The organism is Prescottella soli (assembly GCF_040024445.1).
GTDB classification, from domain to species: Bacteria; Actinomycetota; Actinomycetes; order Mycobacteriales; family Mycobacteriaceae; genus Prescottella; species Prescottella soli.
Genome location: NZ_CP157276.1, coordinates 4,818,142 through 4,837,047 on the forward strand (window position 1 = coordinate 4,818,142; position 18,906 = coordinate 4,837,047).

The 18,906-nt window shown below is 70.6% G+C and carries 17 protein-coding genes; 12 read left to right on the forward strand and 5 right to left on the reverse strand.

The annotated features are described in order from the left end of the window. Positions 1–14: 14 nt before the first annotated feature. The gene (locus ABI214_RS22420) at positions 15–1,172 is read left to right on the forward strand and encodes a THUMP-like domain-containing protein (protein ID WP_348604655.1); all 1,158 of its coding nucleotides are present in this window, start codon (positions 15–17) and stop codon (positions 1,170–1,172) included. A 12-nt stretch (positions 1,173–1,184) separates the two neighbouring features. Here ABI214_RS22420 and ABI214_RS22425 read toward each other — a convergent pair whose 3' ends face one another. Then, the gene (locus tag ABI214_RS22425; protein ID WP_348604656.1) at positions 1,185–2,492 is read right to left on the reverse strand and encodes a PQQ-binding-like beta-propeller repeat protein; all 1,308 of its coding nucleotides are present in this window, start codon (positions 2,490–2,492) and stop codon (positions 1,185–1,187) included. A gap of 161 nt (positions 2,493–2,653) precedes the next feature. Between ABI214_RS22425 and ald the strand changes: the two genes are divergently transcribed. From ald to ABI214_RS22440, 3 genes are all read left to right on the forward strand, one after another. After that, on the forward strand, positions 2,654–3,784 hold the full coding sequence (ald, locus tag ABI214_RS22430) for an alanine dehydrogenase (RefSeq protein WP_348604657.1): 1,131 nt from the start codon (positions 2,654–2,656) through the stop codon (positions 3,782–3,784). Between the two features lie 220 nt (positions 3,785–4,004). Then, positions 4,005–4,310 (forward strand): hypothetical protein, encoded by a 306-nt coding sequence (locus ABI214_RS22435; RefSeq protein ID WP_348604658.1) that lies wholly within the window; start codon positions 4,005–4,007, stop codon positions 4,308–4,310. A gap of 56 nt (positions 4,311–4,366) precedes the next feature. Beyond that, positions 4,367–5,149, forward strand: coding sequence for an acyltransferase (locus ABI214_RS22440; protein ID WP_348604659.1), 783 nt, complete (start codon positions 4,367–4,369; stop codon positions 5,147–5,149). 17 nt (positions 5,150–5,166) lie between these two features. Here ABI214_RS22440 and ABI214_RS22445 read toward each other — a convergent pair whose 3' ends face one another. The 3 genes from ABI214_RS22445 to ABI214_RS22455 are packed head-to-tail and all read right to left on the reverse strand — an operon-like array spanning position 5,167 to position 8,845. Next, positions 5,167–6,411 carry a glycosyltransferase family 4 protein gene (locus tag ABI214_RS22445; protein ID WP_348604660.1) on the reverse strand — a complete coding sequence of 415 codons (1,245 nt, stop codon included), beginning with the start codon at positions 6,409–6,411 and terminating at the stop codon, positions 5,167–5,169. Beyond that, the gene (locus ABI214_RS22450; RefSeq protein ID WP_348604661.1) at positions 6,411–7,994 is read right to left on the reverse strand and encodes a glycoside hydrolase family 57 protein; all 1,584 of its coding nucleotides are present in this window, start codon (positions 7,992–7,994) and stop codon (positions 6,411–6,413) included. The genes ABI214_RS22445 and ABI214_RS22450 overlap by 1 nt, the downstream gene beginning before the upstream one ends. Then, the gene (locus ABI214_RS22455; protein WP_408586295.1) at positions 7,991–8,845 is read right to left on the reverse strand and encodes a class I SAM-dependent methyltransferase; all 855 of its coding nucleotides are present in this window, start codon (positions 8,843–8,845) and stop codon (positions 7,991–7,993) included. Before ABI214_RS22455 ends, ABI214_RS22450 begins: the two co-directional genes overlap by 4 nt. Before the next feature lie 189 nt (positions 8,846–9,034). On the opposite strand from ABI214_RS22455, the gene ABI214_RS22460 reads away from it, so the two are divergent. Continuing rightward, on the forward strand, positions 9,035–9,835 hold the full coding sequence (locus ABI214_RS22460) for an electron transfer flavoprotein subunit beta/FixA family protein (RefSeq protein WP_348604663.1): 801 nt from the start codon (positions 9,035–9,037) through the stop codon (positions 9,833–9,835). A 45-nt stretch (positions 9,836–9,880) separates the two neighbouring features. Continuing rightward, on the forward strand, positions 9,881–10,837 hold the full coding sequence (locus ABI214_RS22465) for an electron transfer flavoprotein subunit alpha/FixB family protein (RefSeq protein ID WP_348604664.1): 957 nt from the start codon (positions 9,881–9,883) through the stop codon (positions 10,835–10,837). Positions 10,838–10,961: 124 nt separating this feature from the next. Here ABI214_RS22465 and ABI214_RS22470 read toward each other — a convergent pair whose 3' ends face one another. After that, the gene (locus tag ABI214_RS22470) at positions 10,962–11,342 is read right to left on the reverse strand and encodes a hypothetical protein (RefSeq protein ID WP_348604665.1); all 381 of its coding nucleotides are present in this window, start codon (positions 11,340–11,342) and stop codon (positions 10,962–10,964) included. Positions 11,343–11,491: 149 nt separating this feature from the next. Here ABI214_RS22470 and ABI214_RS22475 point away from each other — a divergent pair, with 149 nt between their 5' ends. From ABI214_RS22475 to ligA, 6 genes are all read left to right on the forward strand, one after another. Next, positions 11,492–12,319, forward strand: a complete 828-nt coding sequence (locus ABI214_RS22475) for a GNAT family N-acetyltransferase (RefSeq protein ID WP_348604666.1) — start codon at positions 11,492–11,494, stop codon at positions 12,317–12,319. After that, entirely contained in the window at positions 12,316–13,164 is an 849-nt protein-coding gene (locus ABI214_RS22480; protein WP_348604667.1) for a lysophospholipid acyltransferase family protein, read from the forward strand. Before ABI214_RS22475 ends, ABI214_RS22480 begins: the two co-directional genes overlap by 4 nt. A 53-nt stretch (positions 13,165–13,217) precedes the next feature. Further along, positions 13,218–14,444: a cysteine desulfurase family protein gene (locus ABI214_RS22485; protein WP_348604668.1), complete on the forward strand. Its 1,227-nt coding sequence runs from the start codon at positions 13,218–13,220 to the stop codon at positions 14,442–14,444. Beyond that, on the forward strand, positions 14,445–15,545 hold the full coding sequence (gene mnmA, locus ABI214_RS22490) for a tRNA 2-thiouridine(34) synthase MnmA (RefSeq protein ID WP_348604669.1): 1,101 nt from the start codon (positions 14,445–14,447) through the stop codon (positions 15,543–15,545). Beyond that, entirely contained in the window at positions 15,542–16,573 is a 1,032-nt protein-coding gene (locus tag ABI214_RS22495) for a methionine synthase (protein ID WP_348604670.1), read from the forward strand. The genes mnmA and ABI214_RS22495 overlap by 4 nt, the downstream gene beginning before the upstream one ends. Positions 16,574–16,652: 79 nt before the next feature. Then, positions 16,653–18,731, forward strand: a complete 2,079-nt coding sequence (gene ligA, locus ABI214_RS22500; RefSeq protein WP_348611931.1) for an NAD-dependent DNA ligase LigA — start codon at positions 16,653–16,655, stop codon at positions 18,729–18,731. Positions 18,732–18,906: the final 175 nt, after the last annotated feature.

The window sequence follows — 18,906 nt, forward strand, 5'->3', positions numbered from 1 at the left end:
GATTAGTACGAGCTTTGGGATACGACTTCACGATCGACGACGTCGACTACCTGCGCAGCGAGCAAGGTATCGCGGCGCTGGCGGAGACGGCGGAGTCGGAGCTGTCCACACGCACGCGCTTGGCCGACATCGGCCGGGCGCGTGCGCGTTTCGGTGACCGTGCCGCGCTGCTGATCGAGACGGTGCTGCTGCGGCGCAAGGCGGAGGCGAAACTGCACGGCGCGGCGTCGTGGCTGTTCACCGACGACGCGTTGCAGCAGGCGACGCCGCTGGCCGTGGCGCGGCATCGCGGCGCCCGGTTGGCGGGTCGACGCGTCCACGACGTCACGTGTTCGATCGGCGCCGAGCTGTCGGCGCTGGTCCCGTTGGCGGACACCGTGATCGGCAGTGACCTCGACCCGGTGCGGTTGGCGATGGCCGCGCACAACGTGCCCGGCGCGACGCTCGTGCGGGCGGACGCGCTCCGTCCGTGCACGCGCGAGACCGTGGTGATCGCCGACCCGGCGCGCCGGTCGGGCGGCAAGCGCACGTACGACCCGGCCGCGTTGATGCCGCCGCTGCCGGACCTCCTCGACGTGTACGCGGGGCGCGATCTCGCGGTCAAGTGCGCGCCCGGACTGGATTTCGACCGTCTCGACTGGGACGGCGAAGTGGAGATCGTCTCGCTCGACGGCGGTGTGCGCGAGGCGTGCCTGTGGTCGCCGGGGCTCTCCGGCGCGGGCGTGCGCCGACGCGCCAGCGTGCTGCGCACGGACGGGACGGCCTGGGAGATCACCGACGCCGAGTCGGACGATATTCCCGAGCAGGAACCGGGGGAGTGGATCGTCGACCCGGACGGCGCCGTCGTGCGCGCGGGCCTGGTGCGCCACTACGCGGCCCGGCACGGCCTGTGGCAACTCGACCCCCGGATCGCCTATCTGACCGGCGACAGCGTCCCTCAGGGCGTGCGTGGATTCCGGGTGCTGGCGCGGCTCAAGTACACCGAGAAGGCGCTGCGGCAGGAACTCGCGGCGCGGGACTGCGGTTCGGCCGAGATCCTCGTGCGTGGGCTCGACGTGGACCCGGCCGTGCTGCGGCCGCGCCTGAAGCTGCGGGGCACCACGCCGCTGTCGGTGGTGCTCACCCGGATCGGCCGCAGCCCCGTCGCGTTCGTGTGCGCGGAGCGGGACTGATCGGCCGACGGCCTACTTCAGAACGAACAGCTCGCCGATGAGGGTCGGCGTGACGATCTCCCCGTCGGGCCCGATCGACGTGCCGGCGGTGAAGCCGCTGCCGCCGGGCAGTGCGTCCTGGTCGAGGGTTTCTCCGGTCCTGGTGTCGAACGTGAGCAGCGCGATCCCGCCGTCGCCGTCACGGACCACCGTGTAGCCGGTCGCGCCCGCCGCCTGGGCCGGGGCGCCGACCTGGAGCAGATCGCCGCGCTCCCACACCACTTCGGCGCGGTCCCCGCGGTCCCGCAATGCCAGCAGCCGTCCCTTCTCGCCGCCGGCCGGGACGATCAGTCCGTCGGCCGAGACGGACGGGCCGCCCAGTGCCCGGTAGCCGAGGTCGTGGCTCCACCTGGGGGTGCCGGATTCGGCGTCCACCGCCCAGAGGCGCCCGGCATTGTCGTTGCTGTACACCGTCTTTCCGTCGGCCGACAGGACCGGGCTGGACGGGCTTCCGTCCGGCAGGGTGCTCGTGGACCAGTCCTGCTCGATCTTCGGGTCGCCACCGCCGGTGTAGCGCATCGCGACGAGGTCGGCCTGCGGCGCACCGGGCCGCCAGAACGTGAAGACGAACCGGCCGTTGCTCAGGTCGAGTGCCGGGGAGCTCGGGACCGGGCACGGGGAGCTGCCGTCGAAGCACTGGTCGAGACCGAGTCCGTTGGGCACCGGTTCGACGTTCGAGCCCTGCGTCCACGACGCCGGCGGAATCAGGTCGTACGACGGGACCACCTTGAAGCCGGTCTGCGGGTCGAGCACGTTGATCTGGCCGAGTTGGGTGACGAACAGCAGGTTGCCGTCGCCGGTGAACTGCGCGGAGAGCGGCGTACCGGTGACCGGTGTGCGCCAGCGCAACTGGCCGTGCTCGTTGAACGAGCTCATCGCGCCTTCCTCACCGACGTAGACGTTGGTGGCACCGTCCACGACGGGCGAGGAGGCGGCCGCGCCCGGGCCGACGCGGTTGCACCAGCGCTTGCGGCCGGAGTCGATCTGGAACGACAGGAGATTGCAGCCCTGCTCGGCCTGGGACGTGATGAAGATCTGACCGCTCGCGGCGACCGTCGCCCTGGTCGGCGTCGGGCCCCCGATCGGGCGGGACCACGAGAAGTCGAGCGAACGCGAGCCCGTCTCCGAGCTCGTGTCGCTGTTGCGGGCGTCGGAGTGCATCCCCGGCCAGCCGCCCGCGCCGAAGACGTTCTCGGTGCCGGAATCCCCGCCGCATCCTGAGAGAAGGAGGGCCGAGATCGCCGTCAGCGCTGCCGCCGACGACCTGAGGGCACGCCGCATTGGATCTCCTCGAATCGGAATCTGGTCGGACCAGAGACTATCCCGGCCACGATTCGGCGTCGCCGAACCGCCCCGGACCATTTCGTGGGACCCTCGATGAAGGGACCACCATAGGTCGTCATTGGGGGTTCCGAGGGATCCGTTCCGGCGGAGGAGACATCATGAAAATTGGTGTGCCCAAGGAGATCAAGAATGGGGAGCTACGGGTCGCGCTCACTCCGCTCGCGGTGAACGAGCTGCGCGTGCAGGGGCACGAGGTACTCGTCGAACGCGGGGCCGGCGCGGGCTCGTCGATGCCCGACGGCGAATTTGTGGCCGCCGGTGCACGGATCCTCGATCGCGCCGAGGACGTGTGGGCCGAGGCGGATCTGGTGGTGAAGGTCAAGGAACCGCTCGCGCCCGAGTACGAGTTGATGCGACGCGGGCAGCTGCTGTTCACCTACCTCCATCTCGCGGCCTCGCTCGAGTGCACCGAGGCACTGCTGTCCAGCGGCGTCACCGCGATCGCGTACGAGACGGTGGAGCGGTCCGACGGTTCGTTGCCGTTGCTCGCGCCGATGAGCGAGGTCGCCGGTCGCCTGGCGACCCAGGTGGGCGCGCACGCGCTGCAGGCGACGGCCTCGGGGAACAGCTCCGGGCGCGGCATCCTGCTCGGCGGGGTACCCGGAGTCCAGCCGGCGCGGGTCGTCGTCATCGGCGCGGGCAGCGCCGGGACGCACGCGACGGCGGTCGCGGTCGGCATGGGTGCCCGGGTGACGGTGCTCGACCGCGACGTCGAACGCCTGCGGGCCGCGCACGTGCGGTTCGGGACCCGGATCTCGACGGCGGTGTCGACGCGCACCGAACTCGAGCAGACGTTGACCGACGCCGACCTGGTGATCGGCGCGGTGCTGGTGCACGGCGCCCGGGCGCCGCATCTGGTCTCGTCCGAGCAGGTGTCCCGGATGCTGCCGGGGAGCGTGCTGGTCGACGTGGCAATCGATCAGGGCGGGTGCTTCGAGGATTCGAGGCCGACCACCCATGATCAACCGACCTATGTAGTTCACAATTCGATTATTTACGCGGTTCCCAATATGCCGAGCGTTGTTCCCCATACATCCACCCACGCTTTGGTAAATGTCACCCTGCCGTTCGTGTCCGCGGTCGCCGGAAAGGGTTGGCGCGCAGCAATGCGCGACGATCCGGCGCTCGCGATGGGGCTCAATACCTGGTCGGGGCAGGTCACGCACGCGCCGGTCGCGTTGGCCCACGCGTTGCCGTACGTGTCCGTGGAAAACGCACTGCGTGGCTGAACTGTCCGATTGGCGTGAACGTCAACCATGCAATTCGCGTGTCCCGTGATTGTTGCCGATCGTTTATGAATTTCGCTGCGACACCGCGCAGGCAATTGTGTCTAATAGTTTCATGCAGCCGGGAACGGGGACGGAATCCGAAGTGCAGGCGCGGGAACCTGGTGCGAGTGAGGCCGTCGATCCTCCGGCCGCGCCGTCCACACGCGAGAAATCTCCCGTCGTGTCCGATCCGCAGAACGACTATCTGCTGGGGTCCCCGTCGGCGGGTCGCGTCGTCGCCATCCTGCTCGTCGCCGGGATCGCCGGTGCGATGGGCATCGTCATGACGTCGGTCGTCGCGATGCTCGTCACCGCCGCCGTCGGGGCCGTCACCGCGTATGTGGTGGCGCACGACGACGAATGGGTGATGCGCGGTCGTCGGCGGCGGGCCCGGCGACGCCACGTCACCGTCGCCCCGAGCTGGGCGGGCGGCTCCTGGACCGGGCAGGCATGGGGCGATCAGGGCGTCGGACGGCACGCGGCGTAACCGACACCGAGGGCACGTGACGAGGCACACAGTCGCAGTCCGTAGGCTTGTGTGTCATGACGAGCATGTGGGGCGCACCGTTGCGCTCGAGGTGGCGCGGATCTCGACGTCAGGACAGTGATCAGGCCCGTTTCCTGACGCTGGCCTCGCTGAAGTGGGTCATCGCGAACAAGGCGTACACCCCGTGGTACCTGGTCCGCTACTACCGCCTGGCGAAGTTCAAACTCGCGAACCCGCACATCATCACGCGCGGCATGGTGTTCCTCGGCAAGAACGTCGAGATCCACTCCACCCCCGGGCTCTCGCGGATGGAGATCGGTAAGTGGGTCCACATCGGTGACGGCAACGCCCTGCGGTGCCACGAGGGTTCGCTGCGGATCGGCGACAAGGTCGTGTTCGGCAAGGACAACGTCGTCAACACCTACATCGACATCGAGATCGGTGCATCGACGCTCGTCGCGGACTGGTGCTACATCTGCGACTTCGACCATCGGACCGAGGACGTGACGATGCCGATCAAGGACCAGGGCATCGTCAAGGGCCCGGTCCGCATCGGACCCGACACGTGGATCGCCGCGAAGGTCACGGTGCTGCGCAACACCCGCGTCGGGCGCGGCTGCGTGCTCGGTGCCCACGCCGTCGTCAAGGGCGACATCCCCGACTTCAGCATCGCGGTCGGTTCTCCCGCCAAGGCCGTGAAGAACCGTCGCGCCGACTGGGAGTCCGGCGCCGAGGAGCGGGCGAAGTACATCGCCGCCCTCGAGGACATCGCCCGCAAGAAGGCGGCCGCCGCCGATCCGGCCGCGGTGAACGGCAACGGGGCGGCCGCCCCCAAGTGAACCGGGCCGGGTGCCCGCTACCGACCGGGTAGCGGGCGCTCGGGAATCTCCGGCCGCGCCAACGGGTGCCGCACCCGACGCTTGGCCGCCGAGAACACCTGCACGGTCTCCTCGGCCACCTTGCCCCAGTCGAAGTCGGCGGTGAGCCGATCTCGAGCCGCCTGCGCCCGAACCTGCGCCGCATCCGGATCGTCGAGCGTCTCCCGGGCCGCGGACGTGAGGCCGTCGACGTCGCCCGGCGCGAACGACAGTCCGGTCACCCCGTCGACGACGGCCTCGCCGAGTCCGCCCGCGGTCGACGCGATCAGCGGGGTGCCGGCGGCCGCTGCCTCGAGCGCGATGATCCCGAACGGCTCGTAGCGGCTGGGCAGCACGATCGCGTCGGCGCCGTGCAGCCAGCCGAGCAACTCCTCGTGGTCGAGGTTGCCGAGGAACGTCACCGACCGCGCGACGCGGTGGGTGCGGGCCTGCTGCTGCAGCCACTCGAACTGGGTGCCCTCGCCGGCGATCGCCAGCGTCGTGCCCGGGTGGCTGCGCCGGATCCGCGGCAGCGCCGCGATCGCATCCTGCACGCCCTTCTCGTACTCGAGTCGGCCCACGTACAGCAGTGTCGCCGGCCCCGACCGCGGCGCGCGCTGACGATAGCTCCACGTGGTGACGTCGATGCCGTTGCGGATCACGGTGATCGGTGGCAGTTCCGGGCCGTACAGCTCGGTGACCTCGTCCTCCATCGACGCCGAGCACGTGATGATCGAGTCGGACTCGTTGGCGAGCCACCATTCCACCGAGTGCACCTGGCGGTTCACCCGGCCCGACAGCCAGCCGCTGTGCCGGCCGGCCTCCGACGCGTGCAGCGTCGAGACCAGCGGGACGTCGTAGAACTCGGCGAGCGCGATCGCCGGGTGCGCCACCAGCCAGTCGTGGGCATGCACGACGTCGGGCTGCCAGCCCTCGCCGATCCCCTCCTTGGACAGGGCCACTCCCGCTCGGACCATGGCGTGCCCCATCGCCAGCGTCCACGCCAGCATGTCCTCACCGAACACGAAGTGCGGCGGATCCTCGGCCACGGCGACCACGAGCACGCCGTCGGCGATCTCCGTCGTCGTCGGATGCGTGGACGGGTCGGTGCCCGACGGTCGCCGCGCCAGCACGACCACCTCGTGGCCGGCGGCGGCCAGTTCGGTGGCGAGATGGTGGACGTGTCGCCCCAGCCCACCCACCACGACGGGCGGGTACTCCCACGACACGATCAGAACTCTCATCACACGCTCCCAGCGAATGCGGCTGTTTCAGTCAGGGGACCGGGCAGGCGCCGCGCGTCGAGAGCGGGGAACAGACCGTCGGCGGCGTTCCATCCGTCGGCGAGGCGACGGGCCACGTCGTCCCGACCGGACGCGACGGCGTCGGCGATCTCCCGCAACGCGTGGGCGTGCTTGTGGGCCCGGTCGCGCGCGTACCCGGCTGCCGAGTCCTTGCTGACCATGAACGCCCAGTCGCTCGAGACCGTCATCAGCGTCTCACGCAACATCTGGTCGTGGACCCGATTGCGAAGTTCGGGGTGTTCCGGATTCGAATCGCGGGACTTGTCGATCGTGTCCAGCGCGGTCTGCACCACCTCGGCGTTGAGCTGCACCAGGTCCTGCACCTGGTCGCCGGCCCACACCCGCCAGTCCTTGCCCGAACCCCACGACGAGTCCTGCAGTTCGACCGGTTCGCCCACGTAGCCGCGGGCACGGGCGTCGGCGAGGGTGCCGACCTCGATGCCCGCCTCCGGCAGCGCGCGCAGCACCTTCTCGAGCCACTGCGGTCCCTCGAACCACCAGTGCCCGAACAGTTCGGTGTCGAACGCGGCCACCACCAGCGCGTCCCGGCCCACGCGCTCGGACTCGCTGCGCAGGCGTCGACGCACGGTCTCGACGAAGTCGTCGACGTGCTTGTCGATGGCGGCCGCGGCCAGCGCCGGATCGTACGGCGCCTTCTTCTCCGACGGCACCGTGCGGCCGGTGACCCGGGCGGGCTTGAGCCCGGTGTCGTGGTCGTAGGTGTGGAAGTCGCGGTACGCGGCGTGGCCCGGGTAGCCGGTCTTCGGCGACCACACGCGGTAGCTCACCTCGAGGTCGCGACCGAACGCGACGACGTCGGAGTCCCACACCGGCCGACCGGCCGACGTGTCGCCGCGCAGCGCGGGGCCGTCGACCATGAAGTGCGACACGCCCGCAGCCGCGTAGCCGGCCTCCATGCCGGGGGTGAATCCGCACTCGGGTGCCCAGATCCCGGACGGCGTGTGGTTCCAGCGGGCCCGCGCGTCGGCGAGTCCCTCGGTGAGCGAGAACGCTCTCATCCGCTCGTCGAGCAGCGGCTGGAACGGGTGCGCGAGCGGGCCGCCGAGCAGCTCGATCGTCTCGGCGCCGATCAGTTCGCGCAGGACCGCGGATCCGCCGTGGCGCCAGCGGGTCTCGAAGTCCTCGAGCGCGGCGGCGGACGCGCGGTGCTCGCGCGCGCCCAATTCGCGCTGTGACGTCGACGACATGCCGGCGGCCTCGTGCGCGCGGATCTGCCAGTTGCCGAGCCAGTGGTGCATGCCGTCGAGGCAGTGCGGGTCGTCGAGCTGCGCCGCGAGCACCGGGGTGATGCCCAGCGTGAGCAGCCGGGTGCGGCCCTCCGCGGCGAGCCGGCGCAGCACCGCCGTCACCGGCAGGTACGTCGCCGCCCACGACTGGTACAGCCACTCCTCGCCGACGGGCCAGCGGCCGTGATTCGCGAGCCACGGCAGATGTGAGTGCAGGACCAGGCAGAACATGCCCGGCTCGGTCTTCGTCACGGCAGCCCCGGTCACACTGGTCATTTCAGGGGGTCCTTGATCGCGACCGCGACGAGGTCGAGGCTGGTGTCGATGTCGGCCTCGCGCAGGACGAAGTCGTCCACGTCGATGCCCTCGACGTCGCGTGCGAGCGCCTCCGGCCACGGCTCGCCGGCGAGGGCGCGCTCGATCTGGGCGTCGATGAACGACCCGCCGTGCTTGGCGTCGAGGTCCCGCAGCCGCGGACCGTGGTGCACACCGGTCATCAGCGCGACCCGGAACCCGGCCTCGACCAACAGTTCGGTCAGTTCGGCCGCGTTGAGCTCGCGGGTGTGGAACGGATTGAGCGGAGTGTCGCGGCCGGGGGAGAACGTGATCCGGTTCGGGGTGCTCACCAACAGCTCGCCTCCGGGGCGCAGCACGCGGTGGCACTCGCGCAGGAACTGCGCCTGGTCCCACAGGTGTTCGATCACCTGGAAGTTGACGACGGTGTCGACGGATTCGTCCGCGAGCGGCAGCTCGGCGAGGTTGCCGTGCAGCATCTCCACACGGGGATAGCGGGCGCGGACGTGTTCGACGGCCGAGGTGTCGTAGTCGAGCCCCGTGACCTTCGTCGCCACGTCGGCAATCATGTTGGCGCCGTAGCCTTCTCCCGAGCCGGCCTCGAGCACGGCGCGGTCGGCGCAGCGGGGGAGGAGGTCGCGGTAGACCACCTCGTGACGCCGGAACCAGTAGTTCTCCTCGGGGATTCCGGGCACCGTGCGTTCGCCGGTCAACGGCAGCGTGGACGCCTCGTTCGAGGCGTCTGCGCGCGCGGTCGTGGAACCAACTGTGGATTCGCTCACCTCAGCGAGGTTAGTGGCACCGGATCGGACAACCTTCGGGGTGGTCCACATCACAGCCGTGAAAGCGCTCGTCGGCGGTTATGGTGAGACCGGATTCCGCCTAAGTTACCGGCCGGTAACTTGCTGTGGGGTAATCTGTCGCACAGCCAACGTGCAACGAAATTACTTACGAGAGCTCGGCATCTCGCGGAGTTGCTCGCGATCATCAGCTAGCTACAAACAGGAGGTCGACGAAGACCCATGACGAACATCGTCGTTTTGATCAAGCAGGTCCCCGACACGTGGTCCGAGCGCAAGCTCACCGACGGCGACTTCACGCTTGACCGCGAGGCCGCCGATGCCGTGCTCGACGAGATCAACGAGCGCGCCGTCGAAGAAGCCCTCCTCATCAAGGAGGCCCAGGGCGGAGAGGTGATCGTGCTGTGCGCCGGCCCCGACCGCGCCACCGACGCCATCCGCAAGGCGCTGTCCATGGGTGCCGACAAGGCCGTTCACGTCAACGACCCGGCGCTGCACGGCTCCGACGCGGTCCAGACCGGCTGGACCCTGGCCGCAGCTCTCGGCCAGATCAGCTTCGAGAACGGTGAGGCCGCCGACCTGGTCATCGCCGGCAACGAGGCCACCGACGGCCGCATCGGCGCCGTCCCGGCCATCATCGCCGAGTACCTGGGCCTGCCGCAGCTGACCCAGCTGCGCAAGCTGACGGTCGCCGAGGGCAAGGTCACCGGCGAGCGCGAGACCGACGAGGGCGTCTTCGGCCTCGAGGCCGGCCTGCCGGCCATCGTCTCGGTCACCGAGAAGATCAACGAGCCGCGCTTCCCGTCCTTCAAGGGCATCATGGCCGCCAAGAAGAAGGAAGTTCAGGTCCTGACCCTGGCCGACCTCGGCGTCGATCCGGAGACCGTGGGCGTCGCCAACGCCGGCACCACCGTCACCGCCTCCACCCCCAAGCCCCCGCGTACCGCTGGCGAGCGCGTCACCGACGAGGGCGACGGCGGCACCAAGATCGCCGCGTACCTCGTGGGCCAGAAGATCATCTGATCCGGCCCCCTCGAGACCAGCAGACAAGACAGGGAGAAGTAAGCAATGGCAGAAGTACTGGTGCTCGTCGAGCACGCCGAGGGTGCGCTCAAGAAGGTCAGCACCGAGCTCCTCACCGCCGCTCGCGCGCTCGGTGAGCCGTCCGCCGTCGTCGCCGGCGCGGCCGGCACCGCCGCGAAGCTGGCCGACGCGCTGGCCGCCGCCGGTGCCGCGAAGATCTACGTCGCCGAGTCCGACGACATCGACGGCTTCCTCGTGACCCCGAAGGTCGACGTTCTCGCCGGCCTGGTCGAGATCGCCAGCCCGGCCGCTGTCGTCCTCGCCGCCAGCACGGAGGGCAAGGAGGTCGCCGGTCGCCTGGCGGCTCGCATCGGCTCCGGCCTGCTGTCCGACGTCGTCGACGTCAAGGCCGACGGCAGCGCCGTCCACTCGATCTTCGGTGGCGCGTTCACCGTCGAGGCCAAGGCCAACGGCGAGGTTCCGGTCATCTCGGTCCGCCCGGGTGCCGTCGAGGCCCAGCCGCAGGCAGCTGCCGGCGAGCAGGTCGTCGTCGAGGTTCCGGCCCAGGACGAGAGCGCCGTCAAGATCGTCTCGCGTGAGCCGATCGTCGGTGGCGACCGCCCCGAGCTCACCGAGGCGTCGGTTGTCGTCTCCGGTGGCCGCGGCGTCGGCTCGGCCGACAAGTTCTCGGTCGTCGAGGCGCTCGCCGACTCGCTCGGTGCCGCCGTCGGTGCCTCGCGTGCCGCCGTCGACTCGGGCTACTACCCGGGCCAGTTCCAGGTCGGTCAGACCGGTAAGACGGTCTCGCCGCAGCTGTACATCGCGCTCGGCATCTCCGGTGCCATCCAGCACCGCGCCGGCATGCAGACCTCGAAGACCATCGTCGCGGTCAACAAGGACGAAGAGGCCCCGATCTTCGAGATCGCGGACTTCGGCGTCGTGGGCGACCTGTTCAACGTCGCACCGCAGCTGACCGACGCCGTCAAGGCTCACAAGGGCTGATCCCGGCCCCGAGGCTCCCGAAACCCCCGTCACCGATTCCGGTGGCGGGGGTTTCGCGTTTCGTCGGATGGCCACCGCCGCGCGCAGATTCGCCTCCCGCGCGCGCGATCGTGCGCGCGGGGCGTCAATTCGCGCGCAGCACCGTGCCCAGTGGCCGCGGCCGACCGTCGCGCCGCGTCATCGCCCGACGGATTCGCTCGCCGATCACCGCCGGGCGGTCCAGGTCCCGCCAGGTCCACCGCACCACTCCCCAGCCGGCGTCGCGGATCCGGTCCTCGCGCTGCTTCTCCGCGAACACTGCGTCGCCCGGATCCTGGCCGGCGCGAACGTACTTGCCGTACTTGACCTTCCCGTCGAACTCGCCGACCACGCCGGCGTCGGCGAAGAGGAAGTCGACGCGCCCGAGTAAGCGGCCGTCCGGGCCCAGCAGCGATGCCTGCAGTTCGGGAATCGGTAGCCCGAGCGCGGCCGTTGCATCGACCTGTGGACAACTCGGGCTGTCCACAGCCGCCCCGCGCGCGAACTTGCCTCCCGCGCGCTCGATCGTGCACGCGCGGCGTCAATGTGCGCGCGGCGCAGCACGTTCACCGAACCTGCACCGACGCGACACGGAGCCGACGCCCCAGCGCTGCTCGCGCTCGATAGACCTGCGCCATGACAACTTCGCCGCTCGTCGAGACCGTCTGTTCCGCGCCGGCGCCCGAGATCGCCGGGCCCCGCTATTCCCTCCTCGTCTCCTCCGATCGCGAACACCGCGAGGCCGCGCAGCGCCTGCGCTACCGAGTGTTCGCCTCCGAACCCGGCTTCGTGATCCCCCGATCGCCCGACGCCCGCGACGTCGACAGGTTCGACGACTTCTGTGACCACCTGCTGGTCCGGGACAACGTCTCGGACGAGTTCGTCGGCTGCTATCGCATGCTTCCGCCGGACGCCGCTCTCGCGGCCGGCGGCTACTACACCGCCACCGAGTTCGATCTCTCCGCGCTCGATCCGGCCGCGCACCGCGTCGTCGAGATGGGACGCGCGTGCGTCGACACCGCGCACCGGTCGGGGTCGGTCCTCGCGCTGATGTGGGCGGGCATCCTCCACTACCTCCAGTTGACGGGTCACGACACCGTCATGGGCTGCGTCTCGGTGCCGATGCAGGATCGGCCGGACGCCGTGGCCGGCGCGAACGTGCGGGCCGTGCGCGACTTCCTGCTCGACCGGCACGCCGCGGACCGCTCGCGGTGGGTGCGGCCGCTGCGCCCCGTCCGGGTGGACGGGCGCTCGCTCGACGACATCACCCCGCCCGCGCGGCCGGCGGTGCCGCCGCTGCTGCGCGGCTACCTGCGGTTGGGCGCGAAGATCTGCGGCGAGCCGGCGCACGATCCGGACTTCAGGGTGGCGGACTTCGTGGCGCTGCAGAGTCTGCACGGCGCCGACGTCCGGTACCTGGAGCGGCTGCGGCGGGCGTCGGCCACGATCGAGGCCGCGGCGTGAGCAACCCGTGGGTGCCGGTCAGCCCGTGCGGGGCCGGGTGTCTGCCGCAGCGGCCCGCACGGGTGTCGATCGCGACCGCGTGCGGTCGCTGGTTCGCGCTGGTCGCGGTGGCGTCGTGTTCGCTGTTGCTGCCGCTGGTGCGGCTGCTGCCCGCCCGGAGGCGGTGCGCGGTGCACCGTCTGCTCTCGCGGACAGCGCTGCGTGGCATCGGTATTCGACTCGACGTCACGGGTCGGGTCGACGAGGTGGACGGGGGAGTGCTCGTCGTTGCCGGGCACGTGTCGTGGCTCGACATCCTGGTGCTCGCGGCGGTGGTGCCCGGCCGGTTCGTTGCCCGGGCCGATCTGATCTCGTGGCCGCTGCTCGGCGGGGTCGCGCGCCGGGCCGGCGTCATCCCCATCGTGCGCGACAGCCTGCGCGGGCTGCCGGGCACGGTCTCGGTGGTGCGGGATCGGCTGGTCGCGGGCGAGACGGTGATCGCGTTCCCGGAGGGCACCACGTGGTGCGGTCGGTCGTTCGGTAGGTTCCGGCCGGCGCTGTTCCAGGCCGCCGTCGACGCCGGCCGCCCGGTCCTGCCGATCTCGGTCGACTACGTCGACGCCTCGGGCGGACGGACGACGGGTCCGGGCTTCGTCGGCGACGAGGGCATCGTGTCCGCGATGCGGCGGGTCCTGCGCAGTCGGGGACTGCGGGCCGAGGTCGTCGTCGGTGCACGTCAGGACCCGGGTTCGTGCCGCCGCGAACTCGCGCACCGGTGTGAACAGCACGTGCGCCGCGGCGCGGACCGTGGCGTTCAGCGCCTCCTGGCGCAGCTGGAGGGCGGTCGGAGCGAGCAGGCCGCGTGATGGGATGTCCGCCGACGTGCCGGTTCCCGGCGAAGGGCTATCCTTGACGAGCCATGATCTCGTCTGCCCACAGCTCTGCGGTCTACCTCGACCATGCCGCGACCACACCCATGTATCCGGCCACGATCGAGGCGATGACCGAGATCTTCGCCACGGTGGGTAATGCCTCGTCGCTGCACGGCTCCGGCCGGGCGGCCCGGCGGCGGATCGAGGAGTCCCGCGAGTCCATCGCGGCGTGCCTCGGTGCCCGACCGTCCGAGGTGATCTTCACGTCCGGAGGCACCGAGAGCGACAACCTCGCCGTCAAGGGCATCTTCTGGGCGCGGCGCGACGCCGATCCCAGGCGGACCCGGATCCTCGCGAGCGCCGTCGAGCACCACGCGGTGCTGGACGCCGTCGAGTGGCTCGTCGCACACGAGGGCGCGCAGGTGACGTGGCTGCCGGTGGACGCGAGCGGCGCGGTGGATCCCGATGTCGTGCGGGCCGAGTTGGCCGTGCACGCCGAGGAGACCGCCCTCGTCACCGTCATGTGGGCCAACAACGAGATCGGCACGATCAACCCGATCGCGCAGATCGCGGCCGTCGCGGCCGAGTACGACATCCCGATGCACAGCGACGCGGTCCAGGCCGCGGCCCACCTGCCGGTCGACTTCGCGGCCAGCGGGTTGTCCGCGCTGAGCATCGCCGGGCACAAGCTCGGCGGTCCGCAGGGCGTCGGCGCGCTGCTGCTCGGTCGTCAGGTGCCGTGCGTGCCGCTGCTGCACGGTGGCGGTCACGAGCGGGATCTGCGATCCGGAACCCACGACACCGCGTCGATCGTCGGGCTCGCCTCGGCGCTGCGGATCACGACGTCGGACATGGAGGCGCGCAGCGCCGAGCTGATCTCGTTGCGGGACAGCCTGATCGAGGGTGTACGGCGCATCGCACCCGACGCGGTCCTCAACGGACCGACCGGTGCCGGCAGGCTTCCGGGTAACGCGCACTTCACCTTCCCCGGCTGCGAGGGTGACTCCCTGCTGATGCTGCTCGACGTCGCGGGTGTCGAATGCTCGACCGGTTCGGCGTGCACGGCCGGTGTGGCGAGCGCGAGTCACGTACTGACAGCGATGGGTGTCGACCCGGCCGTCGCACGTGGGTCGCTGCGTTTCTCGTTGGGGCACACGTCGACCGAGCGGGACGTCGAGGCCCTGCTGTCCGCGCTGCCGCAGGTGATCGAACGTGCGCGCGCCGCCGGACTGGCCAGTGCCGGCGCCCGGGGAACGAACGGAGGGGATCGTTAGATGCGAGTTCTGGCAGCGATGAGCGGCGGCGTGGATTCCGCGGTGGCCGCGGCACGCGCGGTGGCCGCCGGCCACGACGTCGTCGGCGTGCACCTGGCACTGTCGACGGCTCCGGGGACATTGCGTACGGGCTCGCGCGGATGCTGCTCCAAGGAGGACGCGGGCGACGCCAAGCGGGCCGCCGACGTACTCGGAATCCCTTTCTACGTCTGGGACTTCGCGGATCGCTTCAAGGAAGACGTGATCGACGACTTCGTCGAGTCGTACGCCGCGGGCGAGACGCCGAATCCGTGCCTGCGCTGCAACGAGAAGATCAAGTTCTCGGCGCTGGCGGACCGGGCGATCGCGCTCGGCTTCGACGCCGTCGCGACCGGCCACTACGCGCGGCTCGAGGACGGCGTGCTGCGCCGCGCGGTGGACGCCGACAAGGACCAGTCCTACGTGCTCGCGGTCCTCACCGCCGGCCAGCTCTCGCGGGCGATGTTCCCGGTCGGGGACACCCCGAAGGAACAGATCCGCGCCGAGGCCGCCGAACGCGGACTCGCGGTCGCGAACAAGCCCGACAGCCACGACATCTGCTTCATCCCGTCCGGTGATACCCGCGCGTTCCTCGGCGCCAAGATCGGGATCCGTCCCGGCGCCGTCGTCGACGCCGACACCGGTGAGGTCCTCGCGAATCACGATGGCGTGCACGGCTTCACGATCGGACAGCGCAAGGGCCTCGGTGTGCAGGGCCCGGCGGCGGACGGTCAGCCGCGGTACGTGACGGCGATCGAACCGGAAACGGGCACCGTGCGGGTCGGCTCGGCCGAACGCCTGAAGGTGTGGACCATCACCGCCGACCGCGCGATCTGGACGTCCGGGCAGGCGCCCGACGGGCCGGTCGAGTGCGTGGTGCAGGTGCGCGCCCACGGGGGCACCGCCCGCGCGGTGGCGGCGGAGGTCGACGGCGGCATCGTGGTCGAGCTGTCGGAGCCCTTGACCGGCGTCGCGAAGGGGCAGGCCGTCGTGCTCTACCGCCCCGACGAGGCCGGCGACGTCGTCATCGGCAGCGGCACCATCTCGGGCACCGGCACGGTCTCGCCGTCGGATCGGCCGTGACGGACGCACGGATCCCCGTCGGTGTCGCGACGGGTGTCGGATCCTGGCCGGGCACCGATCCACGTGGGGCCGCCGAAATCGTCGTCGGTGAGCTTCCCGCGCTGCCGCACCTGGTGGAGTTGCCGGCCCGCGGCATCGGCGCGGACATGGTCGGCCGGGCGGCGGCGCTGTTGGTCGACATGCCGCTCGACACCTCCACCACCGGATATCGCCTGGCCCAGCGGGTCGGCGCGGCCACCCGCACCGCACGGGACCTGTTGGCCCGCGACCTGGACGCGCTCGAGGAGGCGTGGGAGCTCGCCGGGCGCCGCGGCACCGATCAGCCGGTGAAGGTGCAGGCCGTCGGTCCGCTGACCCTCGCGTCGCAGGTGGAATTGTTCGGCGGGCACCGGGTCCTGACCGATCGTGGCGCGCTGCGCGACGTCACGGAGTCGCTGGCCGAGGGGATCGCGGCCCACGCCGCAGACGCCGCCCGGCGGCTCGAGTCGCCCATCGTGGTCCAACTCGACGAGCCCGCGCTGCCGGCGGTACTCGCCGGTTCGCTGCCGGGGGTGTCGATCCTGCAGGCCCCGCGGGCGCTGCCCGAGCCCGAGGCACTGCACGTGCTGCAGTCCGCGATTGAACGCATCGGCGCGCCGGTCCTGGTGCACTGCTGTGGGGCCGACGTGCCGTGGGGTCTGCTGCGCCGCAGCGGTGCCGCGATGGTCGGCTTCGACGTGAGCGCGCTGCGGACGTCGGACCTCGACGGCGTCGGGGAACTGCTCGACGCGGGCGTCGACCTGGCGCTGGGTCTCGTGCCGACGACCGCGTCGGACCGTGCCCCCGGGTGGCGGGAGCTGGCCGAGCCGGCGACGCGGCTGCTGGACCGTCTCGGTTTCGCCCGCACACTGCTGTCGTCGCGGGTGGCCGTGACGCCGAGCTGCGGCCTGGCCGGGGCGGGAAGCGACTGGGCCCGCTCGGCACTGCGCGCGGCGAACGAACTGACCCGCGCGTTCGCCGACGGCGCGGACCCGTCCGCGATGCCCTGAACGGGCGTCCGCGACCGCGAAAACTGTCGCCAGGCTGCGATAACCTTCCCAGGTGGACCAGAACGAAGCCGTCACCGCCATGACCAACCCGTCCGACGCCGCGGTGGAACCCGCGAGCGCCGAGGATCGCGAACGCTGGCAGGAACTGGCCGAGGTGGTGCGCAAGCACCAGTTCCGGTACTACGTGCTCGATTCGCCGATCATCTCCGACGGCGAGTTCGACCAACTGCTCGGTGAACTGAACGCCCTCGAGGAGCGGCACCCGGATCTGCGGACCCCGGACTCGCCGACCCAGCTCGTCGGCGGCGGGTTCTCGACCGAGTTCACCGCCGTGGACCATCTCGAGCGAATGCTCAGTCTCGACAACGTCTTCGACTACGACGAGCTCCGCACCTGGGCCAGCCGCGTGGAAGCCGAGACCGGTCCGGACCTGCACTACCTGTGCGAGGTCAAGATCGACGGCGTCGCGCTCAACCTCGTGTACGAGAACGGCAAGCTGGTCCGCGCCGCGACGCGTGGTGACGGGCGCACCGGTGAGGACGTCACGCTCAACGCGCGCACGATCGCCGACATCCCCGAAACCCTCACACCCAGTGACGAATACCCGATTCCGGCGTTGCTCGAGGTTCGTGGCGAGGTGTTCTTCCGCCTCGAGGACTTCGCCGCCCTCAACGCCTCCCTGGTCCAGGACGGCAAGGCGCCCTTCGCGAATCCGCGCAACTCCGCGGCCGGCTCACTGCGACAGAAGAATCCGGCCGTGACCGCCCGACGTCGGCTCGGCATGATCTGCCACGGCCTCGGCCGCACCGAGGGGTTCGACCCCGCCGGGCAGTACGAGGCATACACCGCACTCGCGGCGTGGGGGCTGCCGGTGTCGACGCACACGTCACGGGTCGTCGGGATCGACGCCGTGGTCGACAAGGTCAAGTACTGGGACGAGCACCGTCACGACGTGGAGCACGAGATCGACGGCCTGGTCGTCAAGGTCGACGAGATGTCGCTGCACCGGCGGCTGGGTTCCACGTCGCGGGCCCCGCGGTGGGCGGTCGCGTTCAAGTACCCGCCGGAGGAGGCCACCACCAAGCTGCTCGACATCCGCGTCAGCGTCGGCCGCACCGGCCGCGTCACCCCGTTCGCGTACATGGAGCCGGTGCTGGTGGCGGGCTCGACGGTGTCGCTCGCGACGCTGCACAACGCGTCCGAGGTCAAGCGCAAGGGCGTGCTGATCGGCGACACGGTGGTGATCCGCAAGGCCGGCGAGGTGATCCCGGAGGTGCTCGGGCCCGTCGTCGACGTGCGCGACGGCACCGAGACCGAGTTCGTGATGCCCACCGAGTGCCCCGAGTGCGACACGACCCTCGCGCCCGCGAAGGAGGGCGACGCCGACATCCGCTGCCCCAACACGCGCTCGTGCCCGGCGCAGTTGCGCGAGCGCGTGTTCCACGTCGCGGGGCGCGGTGCGTTCGACATCGAGGTGCTCGGTTACGAGGCGGCCACCGCGCTGCTGCAGGCCGGGGTGATCCGCGACGAGGGCGACCTCTTCTCGCTCACCGAGAGCGAATTGCTCGAGGCGTCGCTGTTCCGGACGAAGGCCGGCAAGCTGTCCGCCAATGGCCGTCGGCTGCTCGACAATCTGGGTTCGGCCAAGCAGCAGCCGCTGTGGCGGGTGCTGGTCGCGTTGTCGATCCGGCACGTGGGCCCGACCGCGGCGCGCGCCCTCGCGAGCGAGTTCGGCAGCCTCGAGCGGATCGAGAACGCGGGCGTCGAGGAGTTGGCCGCTGTGGACGGCGTCGGCGGCACCATCGCGGCCGCGGTCGTCGACTGGTTCAGCGTCGATTGGCACCGCGACATCGTCGAGAAGTGGCGCGCGGCGGGCGTGACCATGGAGGACGAGCGCGACGAGTCGATCGTGCGCAATCTCGAGGGACTGTCGATCGTCGTCACGGGTTCGCTCGACGGCTTCACCCGGGACGAGGCGAAGGAATCGATCCTGATCCGGGGCGGCAAGGCGGCCGGTTCGGTGTCGAAGAAGACGGCATTCGTCGTGATCGGCGACGCCCCCGGCTCGAAGGCGGCCAAGGCCGAGGAACTGGGCGTGCCGATCCTGGACGAGGCGGGTTTCCGGCGTCTTCTGGAACACGGACCGGACGGAATCTGAGGGCCCCGACACCGCGAGGGGGCAGAAGCACAGTGCGACAGCAACATTCACACTGCCGCGCCGCGCTTGTCTACGTGATGAACGCCACTTCTACGACGCGCGGTCGTTGAGGGGCGGTCCCCGGCGGGCGGAAGTCGGGCTCGTCGGGTCCCGTGTTCGGGCGGTGCGGCCGGAG